The sequence below is a fragment of the Enterococcus bulliens genome (assembly GCF_053761865.1).
Window position 1 is genome coordinate 82,495 of record NZ_JBSMXK010000002.1, and the last position, 21,694, is coordinate 104,188.

General features: G+C 34.8%; 29 protein-coding genes. 26 read left to right on the forward strand and 3 right to left on the reverse strand.

Features of this window, described 5'->3' with window-relative positions; all coding sequences use genetic code 11:
• Positions 1–49 precede the first annotated feature (49 nt).
• The 18 genes from ACWOEC_RS01760 (at position 50) to ACWOEC_RS01845 (ending at position 11,384) form a co-directional block, all read left to right on the forward strand.
• A complete protein-coding gene (locus tag ACWOEC_RS01760) occupies positions 50–328 on the forward strand; it encodes a helix-turn-helix domain-containing protein (protein ID WP_455305550.1) in 279 nt (92 codons plus the stop codon).
• Positions 329–407: 79 nt separating this feature from the next.
• Positions 408–716 (forward strand): hypothetical protein, encoded by a 309-nt coding sequence (locus ACWOEC_RS01765; protein ID WP_455305551.1) that lies wholly within the window; start codon positions 408–410, stop codon positions 714–716.
• A gap of 301 nt (positions 717–1,017) precedes the next feature.
• On the forward strand, positions 1,018–1,206 hold the full coding sequence (locus ACWOEC_RS01770) for a hypothetical protein (RefSeq protein ID WP_455305552.1): 189 nt from the start codon (positions 1,018–1,020) through the stop codon (positions 1,204–1,206).
• A 3-nt stretch (positions 1,207–1,209) separates the two neighbouring features.
• Positions 1,210–2,028, forward strand: coding sequence for a bifunctional DNA primase/polymerase (locus ACWOEC_RS01775; protein ID WP_455305553.1), 819 nt, complete (start codon positions 1,210–1,212; stop codon positions 2,026–2,028).
• The gene (locus ACWOEC_RS01780) at positions 2,029–3,567 is read left to right on the forward strand and encodes a DNA primase family protein (protein ID WP_455305554.1); all 1,539 of its coding nucleotides are present in this window, start codon (positions 2,029–2,031) and stop codon (positions 3,565–3,567) included.
• A 270-nt stretch (positions 3,568–3,837) separates the two neighbouring features.
• Positions 3,838–4,242: a hypothetical protein gene (locus ACWOEC_RS01785; protein ID WP_455305555.1), complete on the forward strand. Its 405-nt coding sequence runs from the start codon at positions 3,838–3,840 to the stop codon at positions 4,240–4,242.
• A 78-nt stretch (positions 4,243–4,320) separates the two neighbouring features.
• On the forward strand, positions 4,321–4,653 hold the full coding sequence (locus ACWOEC_RS01790; RefSeq protein WP_455305556.1) for a hypothetical protein: 333 nt from the start codon (positions 4,321–4,323) through the stop codon (positions 4,651–4,653).
• 11 nt (positions 4,654–4,664) lie between these two features.
• On the forward strand, positions 4,665–4,856 hold the full coding sequence (locus tag ACWOEC_RS01795) for a hypothetical protein (protein WP_455305557.1): 192 nt from the start codon (positions 4,665–4,667) through the stop codon (positions 4,854–4,856).
• A 158-nt stretch (positions 4,857–5,014) separates the two neighbouring features.
• Positions 5,015–5,395: a phage replication protein gene (locus ACWOEC_RS01800; protein ID WP_455305558.1), complete on the forward strand. Its 381-nt coding sequence runs from the start codon at positions 5,015–5,017 to the stop codon at positions 5,393–5,395.
• Positions 5,382–5,732, forward strand: coding sequence for a hypothetical protein (locus tag ACWOEC_RS01805; protein ID WP_455305559.1), 351 nt, complete (start codon positions 5,382–5,384; stop codon positions 5,730–5,732). The genes ACWOEC_RS01800 and ACWOEC_RS01805 overlap by 14 nt, the downstream gene beginning before the upstream one ends.
• 4 nt (positions 5,733–5,736) lie before the next feature.
• Complete coding sequence (locus tag ACWOEC_RS01810) at positions 5,737–6,003, forward strand: hypothetical protein (RefSeq protein WP_455305560.1); 267 nt, start codon at positions 5,737–5,739, stop codon at positions 6,001–6,003.
• Entirely contained in the window at positions 6,000–6,254 is a 255-nt protein-coding gene (locus tag ACWOEC_RS01815; protein ID WP_455305561.1) for a hypothetical protein, read from the forward strand. The genes ACWOEC_RS01810 and ACWOEC_RS01815 overlap by 4 nt, the downstream gene beginning before the upstream one ends.
• A gap of 91 nt (positions 6,255–6,345) precedes the next feature.
• A complete protein-coding gene (locus ACWOEC_RS01820; protein WP_455305562.1) occupies positions 6,346–6,879 on the forward strand; it encodes a phage scaffolding protein in 534 nt (177 codons plus the stop codon).
• A 14-nt stretch (positions 6,880–6,893) separates the two neighbouring features.
• Positions 6,894–7,748 carry a phage major capsid protein gene (locus ACWOEC_RS01825; RefSeq protein ID WP_455305563.1) on the forward strand — a complete coding sequence of 285 codons (855 nt, stop codon included), beginning with the start codon at positions 6,894–6,896 and terminating at the stop codon, positions 7,746–7,748.
• A 207-nt stretch (positions 7,749–7,955) separates the two neighbouring features.
• Positions 7,956–9,218, forward strand: a complete 1,263-nt coding sequence (locus tag ACWOEC_RS01830) for a hypothetical protein (RefSeq protein ID WP_455305564.1) — start codon at positions 7,956–7,958, stop codon at positions 9,216–9,218.
• Positions 9,184–9,759: a hypothetical protein gene (locus ACWOEC_RS01835; RefSeq protein ID WP_455305565.1), complete on the forward strand. Its 576-nt coding sequence runs from the start codon at positions 9,184–9,186 to the stop codon at positions 9,757–9,759. Before ACWOEC_RS01830 ends, ACWOEC_RS01835 begins: the two co-directional genes overlap by 35 nt.
• Positions 9,746–10,363, forward strand: a complete 618-nt coding sequence (locus ACWOEC_RS01840) for a hypothetical protein (RefSeq protein ID WP_455305566.1) — start codon at positions 9,746–9,748, stop codon at positions 10,361–10,363. The genes ACWOEC_RS01835 and ACWOEC_RS01840 overlap by 14 nt, the downstream gene beginning before the upstream one ends.
• A 667-nt stretch (positions 10,364–11,030) precedes the next feature.
• A complete protein-coding gene (locus ACWOEC_RS01845; protein WP_455305567.1) occupies positions 11,031–11,384 on the forward strand; it encodes a hypothetical protein in 354 nt (117 codons plus the stop codon).
• Positions 11,385–11,475: 91 nt separating this feature from the next.
• On the opposite strand, the gene ACWOEC_RS01850 is transcribed toward ACWOEC_RS01845, so the two are convergent.
• A complete protein-coding gene (locus ACWOEC_RS01850) occupies positions 11,476–11,844 on the reverse strand; it encodes a ribonuclease G (protein ID WP_297077086.1) in 369 nt (122 codons plus the stop codon).
• Positions 11,845–12,124: 280 nt separating this feature from the next.
• On the opposite strand from ACWOEC_RS01850, the gene ACWOEC_RS01855 reads away from it, so the two are divergent.
• The 5 genes from ACWOEC_RS01855 (at position 12,125) to ACWOEC_RS01875 (ending at position 17,859) form a co-directional block, all read left to right on the forward strand.
• Complete coding sequence (locus ACWOEC_RS01855) at positions 12,125–13,015, forward strand: SDR family oxidoreductase (RefSeq protein WP_297077089.1); 891 nt, start codon at positions 12,125–12,127, stop codon at positions 13,013–13,015.
• Positions 13,016–13,176: 161 nt separating this feature from the next.
• Positions 13,177–14,451 carry an oligosaccharide MFS transporter gene (locus ACWOEC_RS01860; protein ID WP_455305568.1) on the forward strand — a complete coding sequence of 425 codons (1,275 nt, stop codon included), beginning with the start codon at positions 13,177–13,179 and terminating at the stop codon, positions 14,449–14,451.
• A 42-nt stretch (positions 14,452–14,493) separates the two neighbouring features.
• Positions 14,494–15,918, forward strand: coding sequence for a glycoside hydrolase family 32 protein (locus ACWOEC_RS01865; protein WP_455305569.1), 1,425 nt, complete (start codon positions 14,494–14,496; stop codon positions 15,916–15,918).
• Positions 15,919–15,931: 13 nt separating this feature from the next.
• Complete coding sequence (scrK, locus tag ACWOEC_RS01870; protein ID WP_455305570.1) at positions 15,932–16,804, forward strand: fructokinase ScrK; 873 nt, start codon at positions 15,932–15,934, stop codon at positions 16,802–16,804.
• Between the two features lie 56 nt (positions 16,805–16,860).
• Positions 16,861–17,859, forward strand: coding sequence for a LacI family DNA-binding transcriptional regulator (locus tag ACWOEC_RS01875; RefSeq protein ID WP_455305571.1), 999 nt, complete (start codon positions 16,861–16,863; stop codon positions 17,857–17,859).
• On the opposite strand, the gene ACWOEC_RS01880 is transcribed toward ACWOEC_RS01875, so the two are convergent.
• The gene (locus tag ACWOEC_RS01880; RefSeq protein ID WP_297077102.1) at positions 17,856–18,311 is read right to left on the reverse strand and encodes an Lrp/AsnC family transcriptional regulator; all 456 of its coding nucleotides are present in this window, start codon (positions 18,309–18,311) and stop codon (positions 17,856–17,858) included. The two genes, ACWOEC_RS01875 and ACWOEC_RS01880, sit on opposite strands and share 4 nt — an antisense overlap.
• Before the next feature lie 152 nt (positions 18,312–18,463).
• Between ACWOEC_RS01880 and ACWOEC_RS01885 the strand changes: the two genes are divergently transcribed.
• From ACWOEC_RS01885 to ACWOEC_RS01895, 3 genes are all read left to right on the forward strand, one after another.
• Positions 18,464–19,813 (forward strand): aspartate ammonia-lyase, encoded by a 1,350-nt coding sequence (locus ACWOEC_RS01885; RefSeq protein WP_455305572.1) that lies wholly within the window; start codon positions 18,464–18,466, stop codon positions 19,811–19,813.
• Between the two features lie 84 nt (positions 19,814–19,897).
• A complete protein-coding gene (locus ACWOEC_RS01890; protein ID WP_455305573.1) occupies positions 19,898–20,506 on the forward strand; it encodes an MFS transporter in 609 nt (202 codons plus the stop codon).
• Positions 20,494–21,297, forward strand: a complete 804-nt coding sequence (locus ACWOEC_RS01895; protein WP_455305574.1) for an MFS transporter — start codon at positions 20,494–20,496, stop codon at positions 21,295–21,297. The genes ACWOEC_RS01890 and ACWOEC_RS01895 overlap by 13 nt, the downstream gene beginning before the upstream one ends.
• A 132-nt stretch (positions 21,298–21,429) precedes the next feature.
• Here ACWOEC_RS01895 and ACWOEC_RS01900 read toward each other — a convergent pair whose 3' ends face one another.
• Entirely contained in the window at positions 21,430–21,684 is a 255-nt protein-coding gene (locus tag ACWOEC_RS01900) for a hypothetical protein (RefSeq protein ID WP_455305575.1), read from the reverse strand.
• Between the last annotated feature and the right edge of the window lie 10 nt (positions 21,685–21,694).

The window sequence follows — 21,694 nt, forward strand, 5'->3', positions numbered from 1 at the left end:
ATTAAATGTGGTAAAGTTGCATGAAGTGACTTTTAGAGGAGGAGTAAAAATGGAATTAAGAATTGAATCGTTAGAATTAGCTGATCCGGCATTTCAACCAATCGTAGAAAGATTAGCAGCAGCCATTCAAGAAGCTAACCAAGTTAGCACAAAGCGTCAAGAATTACCACGTTATATGACTAAAGCGCAAGCATCAGAGTATATCGGTTGTAGCTTTAATACGTTTCAAAAATTTGTAAGAGCCGGTTTACCGTTGATTACAGTGGACGGAATTGTAAGAGTAGATCAAAAAGATGTAGATGATTTTTTAGCACAAAACAAAAAATAACTCACTACGCTTGGGGAGCATACAGAATGAGTTATAAAGTCGTCCGTTGCAAATGGTTTGATAATAGGAGGAAATAAAAATGAGCGAGATAACACAATTAGAAGCAGTTCAAAAAGCATTGGTAAAAGTAATTGGGGCAGAAGCAGCCGAAAAAGTGGCTAACCTAAAAGGCGAGGAATTGAAGCAAGTCTATAACTTAGTTTATGAACAAGCATCTTATAATGATCTACTGCCAAAAGAAATCACTGTACAAGATGTTATACAAGAAATTTATTTCATGGTACACAACGAATTTTTTAGAACTTTTGAGCCAGACGAAACAGAAGATTTTCTTTTCCAAAGATTAATGATCTTATCCGAGTTGCTAGGATTTGAGTTGGAGGATTAAAACATGAATGAGAGCAAAGAAAAAGCCAATAACGTTTCCACCGACCAAAGCGAGACGTTAAAGGCAACGAGATAAGCATATAGCTTATTTATTCTTTGCTCCATTATATACCAATTAGAATGGAGATTAAAGGATATGTACACAATTAGAAGAACTTTGGCAGTTATTTTCTTAATATTAATTTTTTCGTCAGTTCCAGTGTACCTAAAATTTTTCATTGATTTACCTATTGCTATGATCTTAGCGTTAGATTATGAAGAATTTTGTTTTCAGACAAAAATGAAATCTGGAGGACACGAAAATGAATAAAATAGAAGAAGCATCAGTACGAGCAGCCCATATCAAGAACGGTCTAGAGGGCATTATAGATAGCTTATATGATATGAATACAGAAGATTTACGTAAGATGAACATAACGATCGGTACAATGGAAGCTATTTACTGTTTAGCTGAAAAGCACGCAGACGAGTTGGAACGACTAGAGGTGTAACTTATGGCAATCAATACGCAAGCAGCCTTAAAACTCCAAAAAGACGGTTTCTATATCTATCCGTTAGCGCCGAATACAAAAATACCGCTTAAAGGTTCAAACGGCTTTAATGACGCTACAAACGATTTAGAGACAATTCAAAAATGGTGGAATGATGATCCAACTAGAAACATTGGTTTGATGTTAAAGCAGCATAATTTAATTGTCATTGATTGCGATAATCATATTGATGATGTGAATGGTATCGAAAATTTCAAACAGTTAGCTGCAAAGTACAATGGTTTGAGTACATTAAACACTTACAGACAAACCACACCGCAAAACGGTATACATTTCTTTTTCAGATTGCCGGACGGTATCAATATAGAGCAGCAGCAAGAAGCTTTTTCAGAAGCTTTAAGCAAAGAAAAGACTGGTATTGACATTATTAAATATGGTGTGCCATTAGCGCCGACAATCACACAAAAAGGGCAATATAAAGCGATTGGAGAAATAAATGATATTGCTACGCTGCCACAGTGGATTGTTAGTTTATTAGTTAAAGATAAGCCAGTAAATATCACAAGTTATGGTACTCAAACAGGTAAAAAATACACAGGAAAATTTTTAGATGAACTGGTTAAAGGCTGCACGAGTGGAAGCCGTAACGACTTTATAATGAAACAAATTTCTAAGATGTTAGCAGTTGGAGCGGATCTTGAAACAATTTATAGATTAATTTTAGTTGTAAATGATAATTTTCTAGATGAACCGCTGCCGGAGAAAGAAATAAACGCAACATTTAAAAGTAGAATCAAAAAACATACAAGGGGGCGTGAGTGATTGCATAAAGATATTTTAGATTTTATTGAATCAGAACAAAAAGAACTCAATAAACAAGCAGCAATCAATACAATGGCACAATTAAAATCACGCTTGCAAGAAGCCGGCGAACAGTGGAGAGAAGAACACACTATTGTTAATGAGAAAACAGGTCAAGAAAAAGTTCCGAATGTTACACCACGAGCAGTTGCAGACATTTTAAAGCGTGAATGTAAGTTTATTTTAATTGATGAAGATAACCCAGAACTTTCTCCTTTAGCTGCTTATGATCTAGATAGCGGTATCTATCAAAAAGGCGAGCGCTTTATCAATCGCCTATCTTTAGCAGTTGAACGAACACTAAACGCAAATGCTTGTAATACGGTAGTCCATTATCTAACCAATGAATGTGACGAACGAAAACGAACAAAAGATAAAAATTTGATCGTGGTAAACAATGGGATTTATAACCGGAAATTGAAGCAGTTAGAGCCATTTTCTAGCGAATATGTATTTGTTAATAAGGTAGCGACTAACTACGTTAAAAACGCCCCAGAACCACAATTTGAGGATTGGGATTTTATCAACTGGATCAAAGAATTATCAGACGGCGACCCACACAAAGAAAAATTATTGTGGCAACTATTTTTTGTAGCGATCAATGCCAATTATATATCTGAAATTTCAGTTTTTCTGTTAAGTGAGCAAGGAAGAACAGGTAAATCGACATTTCAACAACTATTAAAAAACTTAGTAGGAAAACAGAATACCGCTAGTTTAAAAATTAAAGAATTTGAAAGTGATTTTAAGTTGGCCAGTGCTTATGGTAAGAGTTTAGTAATTGGAGACGACAATAATTTTCTATTCTTTAATAGTACAAGCGAGAACTTTAAGTCAGTAGTAACTGGAGATAGTGTACTTTTGAATCCTAAAGGTAAAGAACCATTTACAACAACTTTAACACCGTTTGTTGTTCAATCTATGAATGGTTTGCCACGGTTTAATGATATATCAGACGGCTTGCAGCGCAGACTTAGAGTTATATTATTTAACCATAGCTATAAAGGAGACGGCGGAAATAGAAATATTAAAGAAAAATATATCTATGATCATAAGTTATTGGAATATATTCTGTATCAAGTCATAGACTTTGATTTTGAAGAGGTAGAAGATACTGAAGAAAGTAGAAGAGCGATCCATGACTTAGCGATAGATAATAGTGCTGTTTTAGCATTTTTTGAAGATGTTTTTTGTGAATTGGAATCGGAAAGATTACCTATGAAATTTCTATTTAAGTTGTTTCAAGCATGGAGTGCCTACGAGAATCAACCAACTAAAATGAAACAAAACACTTTTACCAAAGAATTAAAAGTAATAGTTGAAAGAAATGATTGGGAATACGAAAGAAAAAATTTAGCTCCTTTACACTACTTTTATCAATCTGATATGGAAAAATTAAAAAGTTTAGATATTCATTATAAGTTTCCAGTAGATATAAATACAAAACAAAAACAACCGCTAATAAACAAGCGTCAAAGCGACAATGGGCGTCAAGTTTAAAATTAATTTGACGCTTTCTGTATATACTGATATATCAACTTTTATCTAGTTAAAAGCGTCAAAGCGTCAATTATTTTTATAAATTTAAAATAAAATAAAAATATCGTACTAATGAGTTAAAAAATAAATATAGACAAAGTTAGTAAAAAATGACGCTTTGACGCCAAGAATACTAGAAGCCTTGAGAGAGTAAGGTTTGAGGTAGGCGACAAATTAGGCGACAAAATAAAAAAGCGACAAGTATTTGACGCTTTAAAGGAGAATCAACAAATGAAACATAATATAGATGAAATGCAGAAGAATATGATTAATGGACTAGCTGAAGCAGCGTGGGATTTATTCGTAAAAACAGAAGCCTATGAAGAGATCATAAACAGTGGCGGTATAGAAGAAGATAAAACCTATATATTAGTTAGGAGTTTATACCATAGCTTGAAAGAAGCAATCCTTGAAACCCAGATTGAGAAATGGCAAAAGCAAAGTAAAGATGAATTGATTAAGGAGCTGCAAACACAATCGAGATGTTTAACTTTTTTTGATGAACTTATGTACACGCTGCATTATAAAATTATCAATGAAGAATCTGTTGAAGATGAATGCCATGACGCTTTTTATGGAATGCTAGAAAATCAAGACATTATTTTATTCAAAGCAATCGAAAAACTTGTAGACTAACGACTAAAAACAACCATCTTGAAGGAGTTTTGAAAATGCACACTAGAAAAAATAAACTATACTGGAGAATATTAACCTATGAAAACATTATCTATTATCGAAGAACAGGTACTACAATTAATTCCTAGAGGTTCAGAAGTGAAAAGAACAGCTTATGAGATCGGTTCGATTATCGGACTGGATAAGAGAGAAGTACAAGCAGTTGTCAGTAATCTGATTAGAAAAGGAGCGCCAGTTGTGGCGAAACGTAACGGAGCATATAGTGATCGTGGCTATTATGTTCCTATAACTGAATCAGAACGTATCGAGGGTTTAAGATCACTTAAGAAGCAGCATCAAGAGACAGAAGAGCGTATTCGAATTGTTGAAAGTGTAAACCTATCTAATTGGTATGCAGAAATGAACAAGTAAAGGAGAATCACATGAGCGAGTTAATTTTTATAGATAAGTATGGCAATCAATCACGAGTAAATATTTCAGATCATTGTAAAATTGAACTAGCAATACAAGACGGTAACCTGGTTAAGTCACGAATTGATACATCATTGAATTTTATCAGTATGAAAACGTCTGGAAACGTTGATAAAACAACGAAAAATAGCGTGATTAGATAGTTGTTTTACTTAAAATATGGTATAATAAAGACAGTTAAATAAGCAAATATCTGACTATGAATAATAGAGGGTATAGATACATTATCAGTAATGGTAGTGATCTATGCCCTCTTTTTTACGTTTATATACAAAAACAAGGAAAAATGAACACTTAGGAGGTGTATCGCTTGGAAGAATTGAATATAAGACAAGATCGTTTCTTAAAAGCTTTACTAGAATCCTCTTCAGTAGATGAAGCTGCAAAGAAAGCGAAGATCACTAGAGCGACTGGTTATAAGTATTTAAGAGATAAACAATTCATGAAAGAGTACCGTACCTTAAGAAACGATGCTATGCAGCAAGTTGCCACACGTTTACAACAAGCGTCAGTTGAAGCCGTAAACGTGTTAAAAGAGGTTATGAATGACAAGGAAGCACCACACGCTTCTAGAGTATCTAGTGCTAAGAATATACTAGACGTGGCGTATAGAGCGTTTGAATCAGACGATTTAGCAGTGAGAATGGAAAAAGTGGAGGCTCACATGAATGCGCAGCAGTAGAAATAGAAAATTTATAAAGAGAATGGAAGACTTTCTTGCCAGAATCGATGGAGAAATAAACGATTTACTATACTCTCTTATACAATTGGACTTAGGATTTTACGAGTCTACTCATATAGCAGCACGAGTAGACGAGGAAACGAGATTTACTTTATATGAGCCAACGAATCGTATTAGTAAGAAAGATGCCAAAGTATTCTTTGATACGCAATACAAAGATGAGTTCGTAAAGGCGTATAACCGCAAATATCCACGTTCTAAGATTGATTGGGATAATGAACAAGTTACCTTTGATGAGAATGCTTATATGCGCTTTTGTGATTATTTAGGAGTGTGAATGATTGAGAAGAGATCTTGCGAGAAGGCTTAGCAAAGTAGAAAAGAAAATTAATGCTATGGGTATGCAAAGAAAAATTATATTTCTAGTACCTACTTCTGATGGTAGATACTTATCATTTTTAGATGATCCTATCATTTACAACAGTATAGAAGAATTAAAAGCAGCGTTTAAACATTACAATCTTCATATTATTTTTCATGGCCGTAGAATTGCTGAAGTATACCGCCCAGATAAGTTTGAACAAGCAGAGGTGTACAAAAAAAGATGAAAAAAAATCTATTAAATCGAATGGCCAGAATAGAAAAACTTATCAGACTTAAAGGGATCAATAAGAAGTTGATTATCTTAATCCCTACGCTAGAGAAAACCTATCTAGCATTGGAAAACCCACCTAAGATTTATAGCAGTATAGATCAAGTGGAAGTAACACAAAGCGAATTTGATTTAACGTTGATCGTTGATGATTTCTGTATTGCTGAAACAGATTTTCCAGAAGAGTATCAACAAGCAAGAAAGTAATAGTAATCGTCTTTTTACTCTTTGCAGACGCTAAAGAACAAAAGCCATATCGTGATCGTAAACACGTTAAACAACGAAAGGGGAACTAACTATGAAAAGAGAACATTTAAGTGAATTAGGACTATCCAAAGAACAAATTGATTCAGTGATGGCTGAATACGGTAAAAGCGTTGAGGACTATCAAAGCAAGCTGAACCAATATAAAGAAGAAGTGGATAGCCTAACCAACACACTTGCAACTTCTCAAAAAGAATTAGAAGAGAAATACACAAACGAGCAGAAAGACTTTGCTATCAAGTATGCTTTGAAGAATACAGATACACATGATCCAGAATTACTAAGCTTGTTGCTAGATCGTGACGCAATCCAATTAGAAAATGGAGACGTTACCGGACTAAACGAGCAGCTAGAGACCTTGAAAGAAAGTAAAGCATTTCTGTTCAAATCTAGCGAACAAACACTACCACAGGCTAAAGAAGAGCCTACAAAAATGAACGTACCTACTATTGTGACTGAAACATCAGAAGAGAGACCTAGACCGACTATCGTAGTTGGTGGCAATCCTAACAATACCTTTGCTGAAAGCAGAACTCCTTTTGATGCAATCGCTAGTAAGTACGACTAATCGGAGGAAAACACATGACAACAAAAATTTATACAAAACAATTTAGAGAATTACTACCAGTATTATTTAAGGCTAAATCACACTTTATCAACTCATTTGGAGCATTAGATGTGATTGACGGCATCAAGAATAATACAAAAGCCTTTACGGTTAAAGTATCAGATATGGACGTTGTAGTGAATGATTACGATACATCTAAACCTATTGACGGTGGACGACTTGGAGAAATTCAAGAAGTTGTATCAGTGGATAAAGAAGTGGATTATGAAGCGACTAAGTCTATTAATGAAGGTGTAGATATTGCTACAGTAAATGATGATATTGACCAGATCACAGCGGAGCGAATGGAAAAACAAGCGGCTGCAATCGCTAAATTAATTGATGCAGCTTGTGCAGCACGTATTTCTAGTATGGCTGCTAAGTCACTTACTGGATCACTAACAGAAGAAGGCGTTGTGGAGTTATTCAATGCAGCGAATAAAGAGTTTACTCAAAATGAAGTAGATACGGACATTGTAAAACGTGCTTATGTAACGTCTGATATTTATAACTTCTTAGTAGATAGCAAGCTTGCAACAACTGCCAAAAATTCAAGCGTAAACGTAGATACAAACCAGTATTACATGTTTAAAGGGTTCTTATTGCATGAAGTACCAGACGCACGCTTTGTGGGTTCTGAAAATGCTTATTTTGTGGCTGATAGCATTGGGAAAGCCTTTGCCGGTTTCAATGAATACCGTACCTTAACAGAAAACGCTGATTTCTTTGGAGCAGTGATGCAATCCTTGATTAAATACGGCACGTACGTTCCAGATAGCAATAAAAAAGCGATTGTGAAAGCGACATTGTCAGAAGTACCAAAAGCATAGATTATATGAGCTGCTCTTTATAGAGTGGCTTTTTATTTATAAATAATAGATTAAAAGCAAATATATTTCTTGAAAAACGAACTTACGTTCTGTATTATAGTGATATATTCTACCTAGGTTATATCTGCTGAAAGATAAGAAAATTCTTGTTTTCTTATCTTTATTTTGTTTTAATTAAATTAGCAGATAAACCAAAGGGTGAAGAAGATGAAATTCGAATACAGTTTATTAAACAAGTTTAACGGAAAAAGGCTTAGTGACTTTTTAAAGCCTTCAATACCTGAATACAATAAAAAATTAATCGAATTAAAAAATGAAGGTAAAACGGGGAAAGAAGCGGTAATTACTGTATTAAATCAATATATTAATTCTAATAGTGAAGAAAGTGAATTTGATCTAGACAGTATCGAAGAAGCATTTTTTCTATTTCTTTTTTTTCAGGATCAAGATACTTATTATCATAAAAAAATTATCGAAATTCCAAATTTATCAGAAATTTGGGAGCAATTACAATCTAGTAAGTTTTCAAGTTATTTAGATAAAAAATTATATGACTTGGATGACAGTCAAGGTATTGTATCAATTAGGAAAGAACAAAATAGTTTATTATGTCTTTTTAACATAGGAATATGTATCACTCCTAATACAAAAGAAGAGAAACAATTTCTAGTTTCTTGCAGAATAAATTTAGATAGTAAGATTATTTCAATAGGTATAAAGGACAGCATGTTCTCGAAAATCCGTGATCAAGATAAAACGAAATTTGGTGGGAAAAGATATGATCTTATAAAATCGATTTTTGATCAGATAGATAAGATGATTTTGGGAATTGAAATTAAAAAGTTTGAAGAAGCTCAATTAGAATCTGCTCTTTATAAGTTGTTTAAAGAACAGTCAGAAAAAGCAGAAGATTTAATAAAAAGAAATGTTGAAGAAGTAGACAGCAATATTTCAGTAGAACAGTTAAAGGAAGAAGCAGAAGAGTTTTTAAGTAAAAACTTTTTATTAAAAGAACCTGAAAAATTTGTAGAAAAAGCACTTTCTATAAAGTATCAAGATCAAGCTTCTCGAATGTCTATTGAAACTTTTATAAATGATGGAGGATATGTATTTGGATTTAGTTTTGTCGAAAAACAATTAACACGTTCAGATAATAAAAATGATAAAAAAACTCCTATTTATGAATCAAAACTATATTGGAACTTGAAAGAAATAATTGCTGAATACTCCAATTTATCGAAATTATCTGTATTTTGGAAGTTTAATAAAGATAATTTTGATATACGAGTGTCTGAAACTTTGGATGAAGCTTTAACTTTTGTAGAAGTAGACTATAAAATTGGGAACAACGAACTAATAACACATTACTATGTTGATAGCTCTAGCGCCGCAATCGAAAAAGAAAATTCTTTCGATAGAATAAGGAGAGAGGACTATGCTTTACGACAAATTATTAGGTATTTACACTAACAATGAATTTTTAAGAGAAAATTTCGAATTTGAAATAAATTATAAGATGTTGGGAGAATACATTTCTGAAGAAGTAAACCAAGGCAATACTTATTTAAGTCCGTATAGATTTTCTAAAATGTTTTCTGTAGATTTAGAAGAATCTATTAAGTTTTTTTTAGCTATTTCATCTCCAAGTCAAGAAAATAATTTTATTAGAATAATTTATAAATATAAGTGTGATGAATGTGGAGCATTGAATTTTTTTTCAAGTAATGAAGTATTGAAAGAAGACTTAACTTGTAATGATTGTTCAGAAGAAGTCTTTGGAAGTTCTATGGATACAGACAGATTTGTATTAGTTTTCGAAATATCAGAATGTTTGAAAAAGGAATTTAAATCTTTAAAAAAACAAACCCTTTCTAGAAATGATGCTGACATAGGTAAGGGAATAACTCTAAGTTCAGCATCAAAAATAGTTGAAGAAAACCCACAAATTAATCCTGAATTAATTGATTATTTTAGTAAATGTTGGGAGATAGTACGAAATGGAATTAGATGATAAAAAAAGTCTATCAATTTATATTTGCATCTATTCTTTCCTTGGATCAATTGCTGTCCTAGGAACATTACTATTAATTTTCTTAAAAGGTTATATAATTGATGAGAATACAAATTTATTAGATATGTATATAAAAGCTAGTTTTACTTTTTTCGGTAGTTTTTTTTCTGTGATTACATCTTTGTCTATTTTTCATTTACAAAATTTAAAAAAACAAAAAGAAAATCAAGAAAAGAAACAAAAAATGTTAAATTTGATTAAAAAATTTAACTATGATAACACTAAAGAATTAAAAAAAATACACAGTATAATTTCTTCAGAAGGAATAAGCCATTTTTTAACAAATTTAAATAAAGAAAAGTTTGAAGCAGAAATTAAAGAGATATTTTTTGCTATTTATACTAGTATCAATATTGATTCAGCTAGCCAATTGATATCTAGGTTAGATCCTTCAAACGAATGCGATTTAGTTATCCTTGAAAATTATTTGAGAATTCAAAAAATTTCAAGTTTACTAAATTTATTTTTAGAAAAGACTGAAACGAAAAACGGAAAAGAAGAAATAATAAAACTAATATTTGAATTAACAGAAGAGTTAACATAAGTTATTGTTTGAAAGAACGCTCAATTTAAGAGTATTTTTTTTACTGTATTGTTTTTTTGCTAAATATTTATTCATATTAAATAATAAAGAACGAGTTTATTTTATGTATATTTACTCCCCAAGCGCAATGAGATTTAGTGAATGCCATATTGAATGCCATATTGAATGCCATTAGATTTAATTAATATGAAATTCATTGATATGTTTATTAGGTTACAGTTATCAAAAAGATTGATTTAATAATGTTTTCAATTTGATGATATTCAAATTTTATTCATGGCCGAAGAAGAAGCAGAATAGAAATAACTAGGAGAAACCTTGATGAATTAGGGTTTCTCTTTTTTTGCATCATTATCTGGATTGTATCTAGCATAACGTCTGAGTAAGGTTAGAATAAGGTCATTTTTTTTTTGGAAAAGACGAATAAAATGAGCAGAATACATCCAACGATAACGATAGCTATTTAATGAGTTTGTGAAAGCTTGTTAAACTAGTGTTTCTAGTAAATTAACCAAGTATTATATTTTATAAAATAATGTTATATATGTTTCTTTTTGTTGTGATCTCGCTATTTACGTAAGTCTTTACTATAAAATTTTGATTGTTATAGTATACTCGAATAGGGGAATGTCTCAAGGAATATGCAACAAGAGAGGAATGTGAAAATATGAAGACAACAGTCTTTCAGTTTGATAAAATCACTGTTTCGGATCAATTGATCAATCAGCAAGTCGATCAATATTTAGCAAAAATAAGTGAAGGCAACCAGTATTTAGATGATGGAGAAATTACACAAGCGATGGATATATTAAAAGACATCAATTACAACTTGAATGCTGAATGTAGAGAATACACCAAAGCTACGTTTTCTCAGCACCTCATTTTTAAATCGAATTTAACCAGTCGTTATTGCAATGGAATATTTAAAGCGAAGTTTGATCAAAAACAATGGATGAATCCTCATACATTACGTCGGAATTTTTTGGAAATCTATCGACATATGTTCGATATCAATCATTAAAAAATAGGGTGTGTGACAGAAGTTTGTCACACACCCTAAAAAATAAATCGTACTTCAAAAGGAACTTTTTTGTCATACGCCCATTTTTGGTTTAATTATAATAAGAAGTGTTTGAAATTTCATTGAATCCGTTAATAAAAAATGTCAACATGGTACCGATAAAGAAAATGTAAAGGAATAATAACGCGATACTAATAATAAAATAGACGATTCCTGCACGGTTCCAAGTTTTTTGAACAGCTAAAAAAGTTTCAACATCTTGATAATCCCCTTTTTGCCAAGCCCAAGTGTTTCCTTTAAAACCACAAACAAAAATCCAAACTAAATTAAAAATCGGAATTAAACATAATAGCGGTAAGTAAGTTTTATTTCCAATTCCCCACAAAATATTGAACATAAATGCTCCCCAATTCCAGCCTTTGATTTCTTGGGGCACTGTTCTAAATGATTGTTCTTCCATAACAAATCCCTCCCTTTGTGTACAGTCTACCAAATGAAAAACTCTATGTGAAGGTGAATTTGTCAAGTAAATCGCTTAAAAGCAAAATTTTTGCCAAAATTTCACAAACACGATAATCTAATTGTATTAGCTCGAATATAAAGAGGGGGAGTACAGTGATCGAGCACAGGAAATCATTAGTAAGTTAACTTTATGGATTATTGAAACAAAGAAACTCATTCAAGTATTGCGTCACTATTATAACAATAATAAAAACGAACACTAAGGGAGAGTAAAACTTATGACAAAACCACATTTAGTTGATCCAAGAAAAATGTACCACACTGAAAAATTTCCAAAGCAAGATCAAGATACACCAGCATTAGACGATAAAATGGGACCACTTCCCGATTGTGGTGAAACCAGTTATGAAGGAAACCATCAATTAGAAAATCGCCGTGTATTGATTACAGGTGCAGATTCTGGGATTGGTCGGGCAGCTGCGATTGCTTTTGCTAGAGAAGGAGCAGACGTAGCGATTCAATTTTTACCTGGTGAAGAGACTGATGCAAAAGAAGTTGCAGAACTCGTCGAAAAAGAAGGACGAAAAGCACTACTTTTAGGATATGATTTTAAAGAAGGCGACCACTCGAAAGAAATGGTGGAAAAAGTTGTTTCAGAATTTGGTGGACTAGATACATTGATTTTAAATGCTGCACAACAAATCTCTCAACCAACTTTAGAAGACTTGACCATGAAACAAGTAGAAGAAACCTATAAAGTGAATATTATCGCCATGTTTGCTTTAGTAAAAGAAGCAGTACCACATATGCCTCCAGGTAGTGCAATTGTGACGACGACGTCAATCCAAGGATTTAATCCTAGCCCAGGATTACTAGACTATGCCTCAACAAATGCGGCTGTAACCAACTTTACGATTGGGTTAGCAAAAAAATTAGCGGATAAAGGAATCCGTGTTAATGGTGTAGCACCAGGACCAATCTGGACACCACTACAATTAGATGGTGGGCAACCAGAAGAGGACTTACCTGAATTTGGACAAAATACATTATTAGAACGTGCAGGACAACCAGTAGAATTAGCTCCTGTATATGTATTTTTAGCTTCAAATAAAGCAAGTTACGTTACGGCTCAAATTTATGGTGTAACTGGCGGAGAAGCCATTAATTAAATTGAGTAGAAACTCGACACTTATTAGGTGTCGAGTTTTTTTCTGTTTTTTTGTGTCAACCGGTTGACATGTTTTTGAAAGCGATTTATAATCCAATTATAGAAAGCGCTTATATTTTTTTGTGTCAACCGGTTAGTATAATCGATCTGGAGGAAAAGAAGATGTCGAAATTAAAAAAGGCTTTTAAAAATCAATCTTATTTACAAAGTTCTGTCACGTTAATGTTGTTCTTTGCATCTTGGGGTGTTTGGTGGTCATTTTTCCAATTATGGTTAACGACCCCAAAAAGTGGGTTAGGTCTGTCTGGTAGTCAAGTTGGAACTGTGTTTTCAGTGAATTCACTTGTGACGTTAGTCTTGATGTTCATCTACGGTGCTGTCCAAGATAAATTAGTGATCAAACGTTCACTTTTGGTTTTTTCTTCTGTAATCGCTACTTTAATCGGTCCATTTTTTATCTACGTTTATGGTCCGTTACTTCGTAGTCAATTCAATATCGGTATTGTTGTAGGGGCAATTGTGTTATCTGCAGGCTATCTTTCAGCAGTCGGAATCTTTGAGGCTGTTTCAGAACGGTTTAGTCGCTTGTTTGATTTTGAGTATGGACAAGCGCGTGCGTGGGGATCATTTGGATATGCTATTGTTGCATTGTTAGCTGGCTTTTTATTCGTTATTAATCCCAATTTAAACTTTTGGGCAGGGTCATTTTTTGGATTATGTTTATTAGTAAACGTTCTTTTTTGGAAACCAAAAGCAGAGCGTGAAGCCATTGATAAATTAAGTGATGCTTCTACAGAATCAACAGTTCCTTCTTTAGGTGAAATGTTTTCGTTATTAAAACTAAAGCAATTATGGGTCGTTATTGTTTTTATCATGTTTACTTGGACATTTTATAATGTATTTGATCAACAGATGTTTCCAGGGTTTTACACTAATCTATTTTCTTCTCAAGAAGTAGGTCAACAAGTTTATGGAACACTCAATTCTGTCCAAGTTTTTTGTGAAGCAGCCATGTTAGGCGTCGTTCCATTGATCATGCACAAAATCGGTGTAAAGAAAACGCTATTGATCGGCGTTACGATCATGTGCTTACGTATTGGGTTATGTAGTGTAACGACTAGTCCAGTTGCTGTATCGATGATCAAAATGCTTCACGCACTAGAAGTTCCAATGTTTATTTTACCAATGTTTCGTTATTTCACTCTTCATTTTGATACGAAATTGTCTGCTACACTTTATATGATTGGTTTTCAAATTGCCGCTCAAGTTGGACAAGTCATTTTATCGACACCATTAGGAATCTTGCGGGACAATGTTGGATTTACTATGACTTTTAGAATTATTTCATTGATAGTATTGGTTTCAGGTATTTTTGCAGCATTCTTATTGAAAAACGACGATCAAGATGTTTTAGGTGATCCATTCATTCGACAATAAAATTAAAAATATACAGATTAGATAAAGAAAGAAGGAATTGAAATGGAAAAAGAATTTATTAAAGTAAATAATGAACGCTATCGTTTAGGCTATCATGTGATGGCAAGTAATGGATGGATCAATGATCCAAACGGGTTCGTGTATTTTCAAGGGTATTATCATATTTTTTATCAACATCATCCTTACAGTGCCAAATGGGGCCCAATGCATTGGGGACATGCGAGAAGTAAAGATCTCGTTCACTGGGAAACGTTACCGATCGCACTAACACCAGGGGATGTGGAAGACCAAGATGGTTGTTTTTCTGGCAGCGCGATCGTAAAAGATGATACGCTTTACTTATTTTATACAGGACATCACTATTATGGAGATAACGATCCTGATCATTTCTGGCAAAATCAAAATATGGCCTACAGTAAAGATGGAATTCATTTTACAAAATACGAACACAATCCAGTAATTGCAAAAGAACCTGCAGATAATACGCATCATTTTCGTGATCCTAAAGTTTGGAAACAAAATGGTGTTTACTACATGATCCTAGGGAGTCAAGAAAACGATGGACTAGGCCGCGTAATTGTTTATCGTTCTAAAGATTTACTAAATTGGGATTATGTTGGTCCAATGACGAAAGCAAAAAGTGTAGCTAAAGAAGGATTTATGTGGGAGTGCCCAGACTTTTTTGAATTAGATGGTTCAGCTGTTTTATTATTATCGCCACAAGGAATCGAAGCATGTGGGAAAGAATATTTGAATCTTTTTCAAACAGGCTACTTTGTAGGAACGTTGAATGAATCTGACATGACATATACACATAAAGAATTTAAAGAATTGGATCGTGGTCATGATTTTTATGCGACACAAACTACACAAGCTCCAGACGGTCGTCGTCTAGTATTTGGTTGGATGGATATGTGGGAAAGCGACATGCCAGAGCAAGCAGACGGCTGGGCGGGTGCATTGACGTTACCGCGTGAACTGTCTTTAAAAAATGGACATTTGTATATGAAACCAGCACGTGAATTAATTGCTTTACGTCAAGAACAAGAAAGTGACACCGTTCAAACTGTCGAAACGAAACTAGAAATCGCTCCAGCATTAAGACATCATGAATTAGTATTTGACTTTGAACAGATGGCTACAAACACAGCTTGGACGTTATCTTTTGAAACAAATATAGCCCAAGTGATCACGCTTAGTTATGAACCAAAAAATCGTGAATTAATTTTACGTAGAAACGACAATAACGAAGCCCGATATGGTACAATCCAAGAGGAGAAAGTTTTCTCATGTCAAGTATTTATCGACACAAGTTCGATTGAGATTTTCCTCAATGATGGTGAAACGGTATTTACTGAGCGTTATTATTCTGAAGTGCCATTAGCATGTCGTTTGACTGTGGATCAAAAAACGACGATTGCGCATACATTGTACGCTTTGGAAAGTGAGGCTATTACGCATATCTAAGGAGGGTTCCATTTTGTTAATTGGAAGTATTGAAGCAGGCGGTACAAAGTTCGTTTGTGCAGTAGGCGATGAAGACTATCGTGTGAAAGATCAGGTGACGATCTCAACTACGACACCTGAAGAAACGATTGCGAAAACAATCGACTATTTTAAACAATTCGACATCGAGGCATTAGGAGTAGCATCTTTTGGCCCAATCGAAATTCGTAAGCACTCACCAAAATATGGGTATATTACGACAACACCGAAAAAAGGCTGGCAAGATACCGATTTGCTAGGTCAGTTGGAACGAGCATTAGGTGTTCCAGCAGCGTTTACTACAGATGTAAACGGATCAGCATATGGGGAATACATCATGTCGACATTGACAAATGAAAAAATCGACTCGGTTGTCTACTATACTGTCGGAACAGGAGTTGGTGGTGGTGCAGTGATTGAAGGTCGTCTTTTAGGCGATGCAGGTCATCCAGAAATGGGACATACGTTTGTAAAACGCCATCCAGAAGATCTAGATTTTGACGGTATCTGTCCGTATCATGGGGACTGTTTAGAAGGTCTAGTTGCTGGACCAACCTTTGAAGCACGTTTAGGTCAAAAAGGCGAAACCGTACCCTTAACTGATCCAGTTTGGGATATCTTAGCGTATTATTTAGCTCAAGCAGTGATTCAGGCAACACTGATTACACGTCCAGATAAAATCGTTTTTGGTGGTAGCGTGGTCAATGACGTGTTGTTGACTAAGATCCGTGAAAAAACAGCTGAAATGCTAAACGATTACGTTGAATTGCCTCCATTAGAAAAATACATTACACGTCCTCTGATCAAAAATAATGGATCTGCAACTTTAGGAAACTTTGCATTAGGACTACGTTTGTTACAAGAATAAGCGATTGCCCCGTGATGCCTTTGTGTATGACGGGGGTTTTTTTAAGGAGTGACAGCATGCGACCAAAACTAGAAGATGTAGCAAAATTAGCAAATGTATCAAAAACGACGGTATCTAGAGTCTTAAACAAACGAGGCTATTTAAGTCAAGAAACCATTGAAAAAGTCGAAGCGGCGATGCAAGAATTAAATTACCAACCTAACGTGGTAGCAAGACAACTTTACAATAAAAAAACCAATTTGATCGGCTTGATTTTTCCGACCGTAGCCAACCCATTTTTTGGAGAATTAGTTGCTATTTTAGAAAATGAGCTTTATCAAAGAGGGTATAAGGTCATTATCGGCAACTCGATGAATAATCGTCAAAAAGAAACAGATTATCTAAATCAATTACTGAACGAACAAGTAGATGGTTTAATTGTAGGGGCGCATAATCAAGGAATTGAGGAGTATCGATACGAACATTTACCGATTGTAGCGATTGATCGTGTGATGAACCAAGATATTCCGATCATTGAATCAGATAATTATTTAGGTGGTCAAAAAGCCACTGAATTACTGATCAGACAAGGTGCTAAAGTGATTTTACATACGAATGGTCCAGCTGATTTAGATACGCCGGCAATGCGTCGACGTAAAGCGTATGAAGCGACGATGAAAGCTCACGGGTTGAAACCCGAAACGATTATTGTCGATTTCAATATTTCCTATGAAGAAAAGCAAAATATTTTTCAACGTTTATTTGAGGAACATCCAACGGTTGAAGCGATTTTTGCATCAAATGATGTCGATGCGATGATGATCTATCAGATTGCCCAGCAAAAACACTACCGTGTGCCAGAAGACTTGCTGATCGTAGGTTATGATGGGACTACGTTAATGCGCACGTTATTTCCTGAGCTTGCGACGATTGTTCAACCGATAAAAATGATGGCGCTACAAGCAATCGAGGTACTCGAACAACGGTTGAACAAACAACCGACCGAAAATGAATATATTTGCCCAGTGACTGTACATCATGGCAAAACTGGAAAAAAAAAAGAGACGAGCACTTAATCAAGTTGCTCGTCTCTTTTTTTGAATGTAAAACCACGAGAAGGTAGTGGGGTTGAGAAGACGATCTGCGTATTCGTTCGACCAAAACTTTGGATACGGTTAATAAAATGATCCAATGCTGAAGTCGTTGGAAAGACGACTTTTAAGAGCATAGAATAGGGACCAGTCACGCAATCACATTCCAAAATATTGGGAATATCTTGAATATAGGTATAGAATTGTGGTTTTTGCTGTGGCTCAACAGATATTTGAACATAGGCTTTGATCGCTAGATTTGTTTGTTCGTAATCTAAAGAAGCGTGATAGCCGGTAATCACTTGTTGCTCTTCTAGCTGTTTGATTCGTTGTGAGATGGCCGGACCACTAATAAATAAGCGTTCGCTCAAATGCTTGATCGAGCTACGTCCGTCTTGTTGCAATAAAGTCAGTAATTGATAATCTAAGTGATCCATGGCTTTCCTCTTTTCTGGATTTAGGGTATTTTTCTTTGATAAAAAACAAGTAAGCGATTGCGAACTTTGATAATGAATGAAGTCAGCCAATCACCTTACACTAATTCCTGATTTATGATAGTTTATCATATAAATAGCGAGGGGGAAAAAAGATGATGCGTATTGAAGAAGATAGTTTAGGCCAAGTGTTGCTCCATGAAGATTCTTACGAGGGGATCCATACGTATCGTGCAAAAGAAAATTTTACAATCAGTTCATCGACAGTCGATTCTAAAATGCTACAGGCCATGATTTTGATCAAATCTGCAGCAGCGAGTGCGAATGGTCGAGCAGAGGTGATTGATCCTAAAAAAGTGACAGCGATCAAGCAAGCTGCGCGCGATTTATTGGACCATACGATTTTATTAGATTGCAAACTTGATGCCATCCAAGGTGGGGCGGGAACGTCTACAAATATGTATATTAATGAGGTCTTGGCAAATCGTGGCTTGGAATATTTGGGTCATCATAAGGGAGAATATCAATTTCTTGATCCACTAGATGATGTCAACCGTAGCCAATCAACGAATGATGTTTATCCAAGCTCTGGGAAAATCGCAGTTTATTTATACATGATGGAATTAGATACGGTTTTAGAAACGCTGATCGAAGCGTTTCATAAAAAATCACAAGAATACGCGACCGCTCAAAAAATGGGGCGTACTCAGTTACAAGATGCTGTGCCTACGACTTTTGGGACAACATTTTCAGCATTTGCGACGAGTTTACTACGTTGTCAAAAACGGTTATACGCTAGTCGAAAAGAAATCACACGTCTAAACTTAGGAGGAACTGCGATTGGTACGGGTGTGAATGCTAGTCCGATTTATCAACAAGCTGTTTATGAAGAACTTAATCAATTGTTGCCATTTACAGTCTATCCGGCTGATCACTTAGTCGATGCAACGCAACACATTGATCAATTCGTGCAGATCTCAAGTAGTTTAAAAGCTTTAGCCGTAGCCTTATCAAAGATTGCACATGATCTTCGGTTAATGGCTAGCGGTCCGCGTAGTGGCTTAGGTGAGATTCAGCTACCGAAACGTCAAGCAGGTTCTTCGATCATGCCTGGAAAAGTGAATCCCGTCATTCCTGAAATCGTTCAACAAGTGGCATTTCAAGTTATGGGTAGTGATCTGACGATTACATTAGCTGCGCAATCTGGTGAATTGGAATTGAATCCATTTGAGCCCATTTTATTTCATCATTTATTTCTTTCGCTAAAGAGCTTGACTCAAGTTTGTCATGTATTTCAAACAAAGTGTGTGGAAGGGATTATCGTAAATGAAACGCATTGTCAGCAACAAGTCGAGCAAGGTGTGAGCTTAGCTACACGTTTGACACCATTGATTGGGTATCAAAAAGCAAGCGAACTCGTTTCAAAAGCCTTACAAGAAAATCAACCGATCGAAACCTTTTTAAGCGAAGAAGTGATCTTGAAATTACAAAAAGCACATAACTAAAACTATTGTCACATCACTAAAATTCTTTTGCGATTCATCTTTTTATCCGTCATAATAAGATGGATAGGAAAAGGAGCGAAAGTTGTGAAAGAATTAAAACAAAATATCTGGATTTTACTGACGATTTGCGTATTTATTTTTATGTCAACTTTAGATTCAAGTATTGTCAATATTGCCTTGCCTACGATTAGTCGAGAACTTTCAATTCCATTAACTCAAAGTGAGTGGGTGGTATCAAGTTATTTGCTGACGATTTGTTGTACGTTATTGATTTTCGGTAAACTTGGAGACATGCTAGGAAAGACTACTGTGTATAAAGTAGGGGGGATTATTTTTATTGTAGGTTCACTTTGCTGTGGACTGAGCCAAAATCTACTGATGCTCGTTGCCTCACGTATCTTACAAGCATTAGGTTCAGGAATGATCATGAGCAATAGTAACGGGATCATTACCGAAACGTTTCCAAAACAACAGCGTGGTCGAGCGTTAGGGATCTTAGCCGCTTTTGTCTCGTTAGGTGCGATCACAGGACCTGGTTTAGGCGGACTGTTGTTAAGTCAATGGAATTGGAATGCGATTTTTTTGATTAATGTGCCGATTGGCTTGATTGGGATAGCTTTTGGCTATCGTATTTTACCACGCAGCACACACCGTCAAAAACAACGTTTGGATTATATTGGATGGGACTATTAGCTGGGTTGATCTTGACCTTTTATGCGGGAATCCAATTATTAACAAGTGCGGTTATGTTGAGTGGCTGTTTGTTTATCGGGACGATCATCTGCTTTATTGCGTTTTATTATTGGGAAAAGCGGGTATCAAATCCTTTAGTTGAACTCTCTTTATTCAAAAATGAATTATTCGATGAAAGCTTGTTAAGCGCTCTATTCGTATTTATCTGTGCCTTTTTTTTCACGATGATCATGCCATTTTACTTACAAGAGATCAAAGGATTTTCGACCAGTCAAGCAGGGTTGATCATGATGGTATTTCCAATTGTCCAAGTAATCTTAGCCCCAGTGGCAGGATATTTGGCAGATCGTTTTAATAAACGTGTGCTGACGATTATTGGATTGGCATTATTGACTTGTGGCCAAGTGACCTATTTATTTTGGCAAGTCACTAGTCCATTAAGTGTCATTATTCCATCTATTATTTTATCGTCAACTGGAAATTCATTATTTCAAGCTCCAAATAATACGATTATTATGAATGCTGTCGAAAAACGGTTCTTAGGAATCGCAGGTGCATTAAATGCACTTTCAAGAAACCTAGGAATGGTATTAGGTGTCGGATTGTCTACGACGATTTTAACACTAGCTGTCCATGCTTTTGCAAACAAGCCGATTGCTAGTTTGACCAGTGATAAAGGTGCATTTGTCAATGGCATGCACGTGACTTTTGCTGTGTCGACTGTGTTATGTTTTAGTGCATTTGTATTTATTTTGACGATGACACTAAAAAAACGTTTCGTTAAAAAATGATATAACAGCAAACTGTCATATAATCTAATAAAAAGTGGTCTAAAAAATAAGCCGCATCCTCACCGAAATAGGTGAACCTACTACCGGGATGATGTGGCTTATTTTTTAGGGTTACTTCTGTCACCGTCTTTTTTAGTCTAATTTATCTAAATATTTATCTAAATGTTCCAATTCTTTTTCTTCATATTTGTCGTATTTTCCAGCTTCATGAAGAATTTTCTTGATTTCATGTAAGGCTTTCTTTTCAGTGTACCATTTTTTGATTTCGTGTTTCTTGGCATCGTCTTCTTCTAACGAATCCAATTTGGTCAATTCATCTTCTAATTTCAATACCGCATTTGCGATATGGTCAAGTACGTGATCTTCTTTTTTCTCATAATCTGTCATGCAAAACACT

What these genes read in the sequence shown, in the direction of transcription:
- ACWOEC_RS01760 (WP_455305550.1), top strand. Translation starts at nt 50, where the DNA reads ATGGAATTAAGAATTGAATCGTTAGAATTAGCTGATCCGGCATTTCAA.
- ACWOEC_RS01765 (WP_455305551.1), top strand. Translation starts at nt 408, where the DNA reads ATGAGCGAGATAACACAATTAGAAGCAGTTCAAAAAGCATTGGTAAAA.
- ACWOEC_RS01770 (WP_455305552.1), top strand. Translation starts at nt 1,018, where the DNA reads ATGAATAAAATAGAAGAAGCATCAGTACGAGCAGCCCATATCAAGAAC.
- ACWOEC_RS01775 (WP_455305553.1), top strand. Translation starts at nt 1,210, where the DNA reads ATGGCAATCAATACGCAAGCAGCCTTAAAACTCCAAAAAGACGGTTTC.
- ACWOEC_RS01785 (WP_455305555.1), top strand. Translation starts at nt 3,838, where the DNA reads ATGAAACATAATATAGATGAAATGCAGAAGAATATGATTAATGGACTA.
- ACWOEC_RS01790 (WP_455305556.1), top strand. Translation starts at nt 4,321, where the DNA reads ATGAAAACATTATCTATTATCGAAGAACAGGTACTACAATTAATTCCT.
- ACWOEC_RS01795 (WP_455305557.1), top strand. Translation starts at nt 4,665, where the DNA reads ATGAGCGAGTTAATTTTTATAGATAAGTATGGCAATCAATCACGAGTA.
- ACWOEC_RS01805 (WP_455305559.1), top strand. Translation starts at nt 5,382, where the DNA reads ATGCGCAGCAGTAGAAATAGAAAATTTATAAAGAGAATGGAAGACTTT.
- ACWOEC_RS01815 (WP_455305561.1), top strand. Translation starts at nt 6,000, where the DNA reads ATGAAAAAAAATCTATTAAATCGAATGGCCAGAATAGAAAAACTTATC.
- ACWOEC_RS01820 (WP_455305562.1), top strand. Translation starts at nt 6,346, where the DNA reads ATGAAAAGAGAACATTTAAGTGAATTAGGACTATCCAAAGAACAAATT.
- ACWOEC_RS01825 (WP_455305563.1), top strand. Translation starts at nt 6,894, where the DNA reads ATGACAACAAAAATTTATACAAAACAATTTAGAGAATTACTACCAGTA.
- ACWOEC_RS01830 (WP_455305564.1), top strand. Translation starts at nt 7,956, where the DNA reads ATGAAATTCGAATACAGTTTATTAAACAAGTTTAACGGAAAAAGGCTT.
- ACWOEC_RS01835 (WP_455305565.1), top strand. Translation starts at nt 9,184, where the DNA reads ATGCTTTACGACAAATTATTAGGTATTTACACTAACAATGAATTTTTA.
- ACWOEC_RS01840 (WP_455305566.1), top strand. Translation starts at nt 9,746, where the DNA reads ATGGAATTAGATGATAAAAAAAGTCTATCAATTTATATTTGCATCTAT.
- ACWOEC_RS01845 (WP_455305567.1), top strand. Translation starts at nt 11,031, where the DNA reads ATGAAGACAACAGTCTTTCAGTTTGATAAAATCACTGTTTCGGATCAA.
- ACWOEC_RS01850 (WP_297077086.1), bottom strand. Translation starts at nt 11,844, where the DNA reads ATGGAAGAACAATCATTTAGAACAGTGCCCCAAGAAATCAAAGGCTGG.
- ACWOEC_RS01855 (WP_297077089.1), top strand. Translation starts at nt 12,125, where the DNA reads ATGACAAAACCACATTTAGTTGATCCAAGAAAAATGTACCACACTGAA.
- ACWOEC_RS01860 (WP_455305568.1), top strand. Translation starts at nt 13,177, where the DNA reads ATGTCGAAATTAAAAAAGGCTTTTAAAAATCAATCTTATTTACAAAGT.
- ACWOEC_RS01865 (WP_455305569.1), top strand. Translation starts at nt 14,494, where the DNA reads ATGGAAAAAGAATTTATTAAAGTAAATAATGAACGCTATCGTTTAGGC.
- ACWOEC_RS01875 (WP_455305571.1), top strand. Translation starts at nt 16,861, where the DNA reads ATGCGACCAAAACTAGAAGATGTAGCAAAATTAGCAAATGTATCAAAA.
- ACWOEC_RS01880 (WP_297077102.1), bottom strand. Translation starts at nt 18,311, where the DNA reads ATGGATCACTTAGATTATCAATTACTGACTTTATTGCAACAAGACGGA.
- ACWOEC_RS01885 (WP_455305572.1), top strand. Translation starts at nt 18,464, where the DNA reads ATGATGCGTATTGAAGAAGATAGTTTAGGCCAAGTGTTGCTCCATGAA.
- ACWOEC_RS01895 (WP_455305574.1), top strand. Translation starts at nt 20,494, where the DNA reads ATGGGACTATTAGCTGGGTTGATCTTGACCTTTTATGCGGGAATCCAA.
- ACWOEC_RS01900 (WP_455305575.1), bottom strand. Translation starts at nt 21,684, where the DNA reads ATGACAGATTATGAGAAAAAAGAAGATCACGTACTTGACCATATCGCA.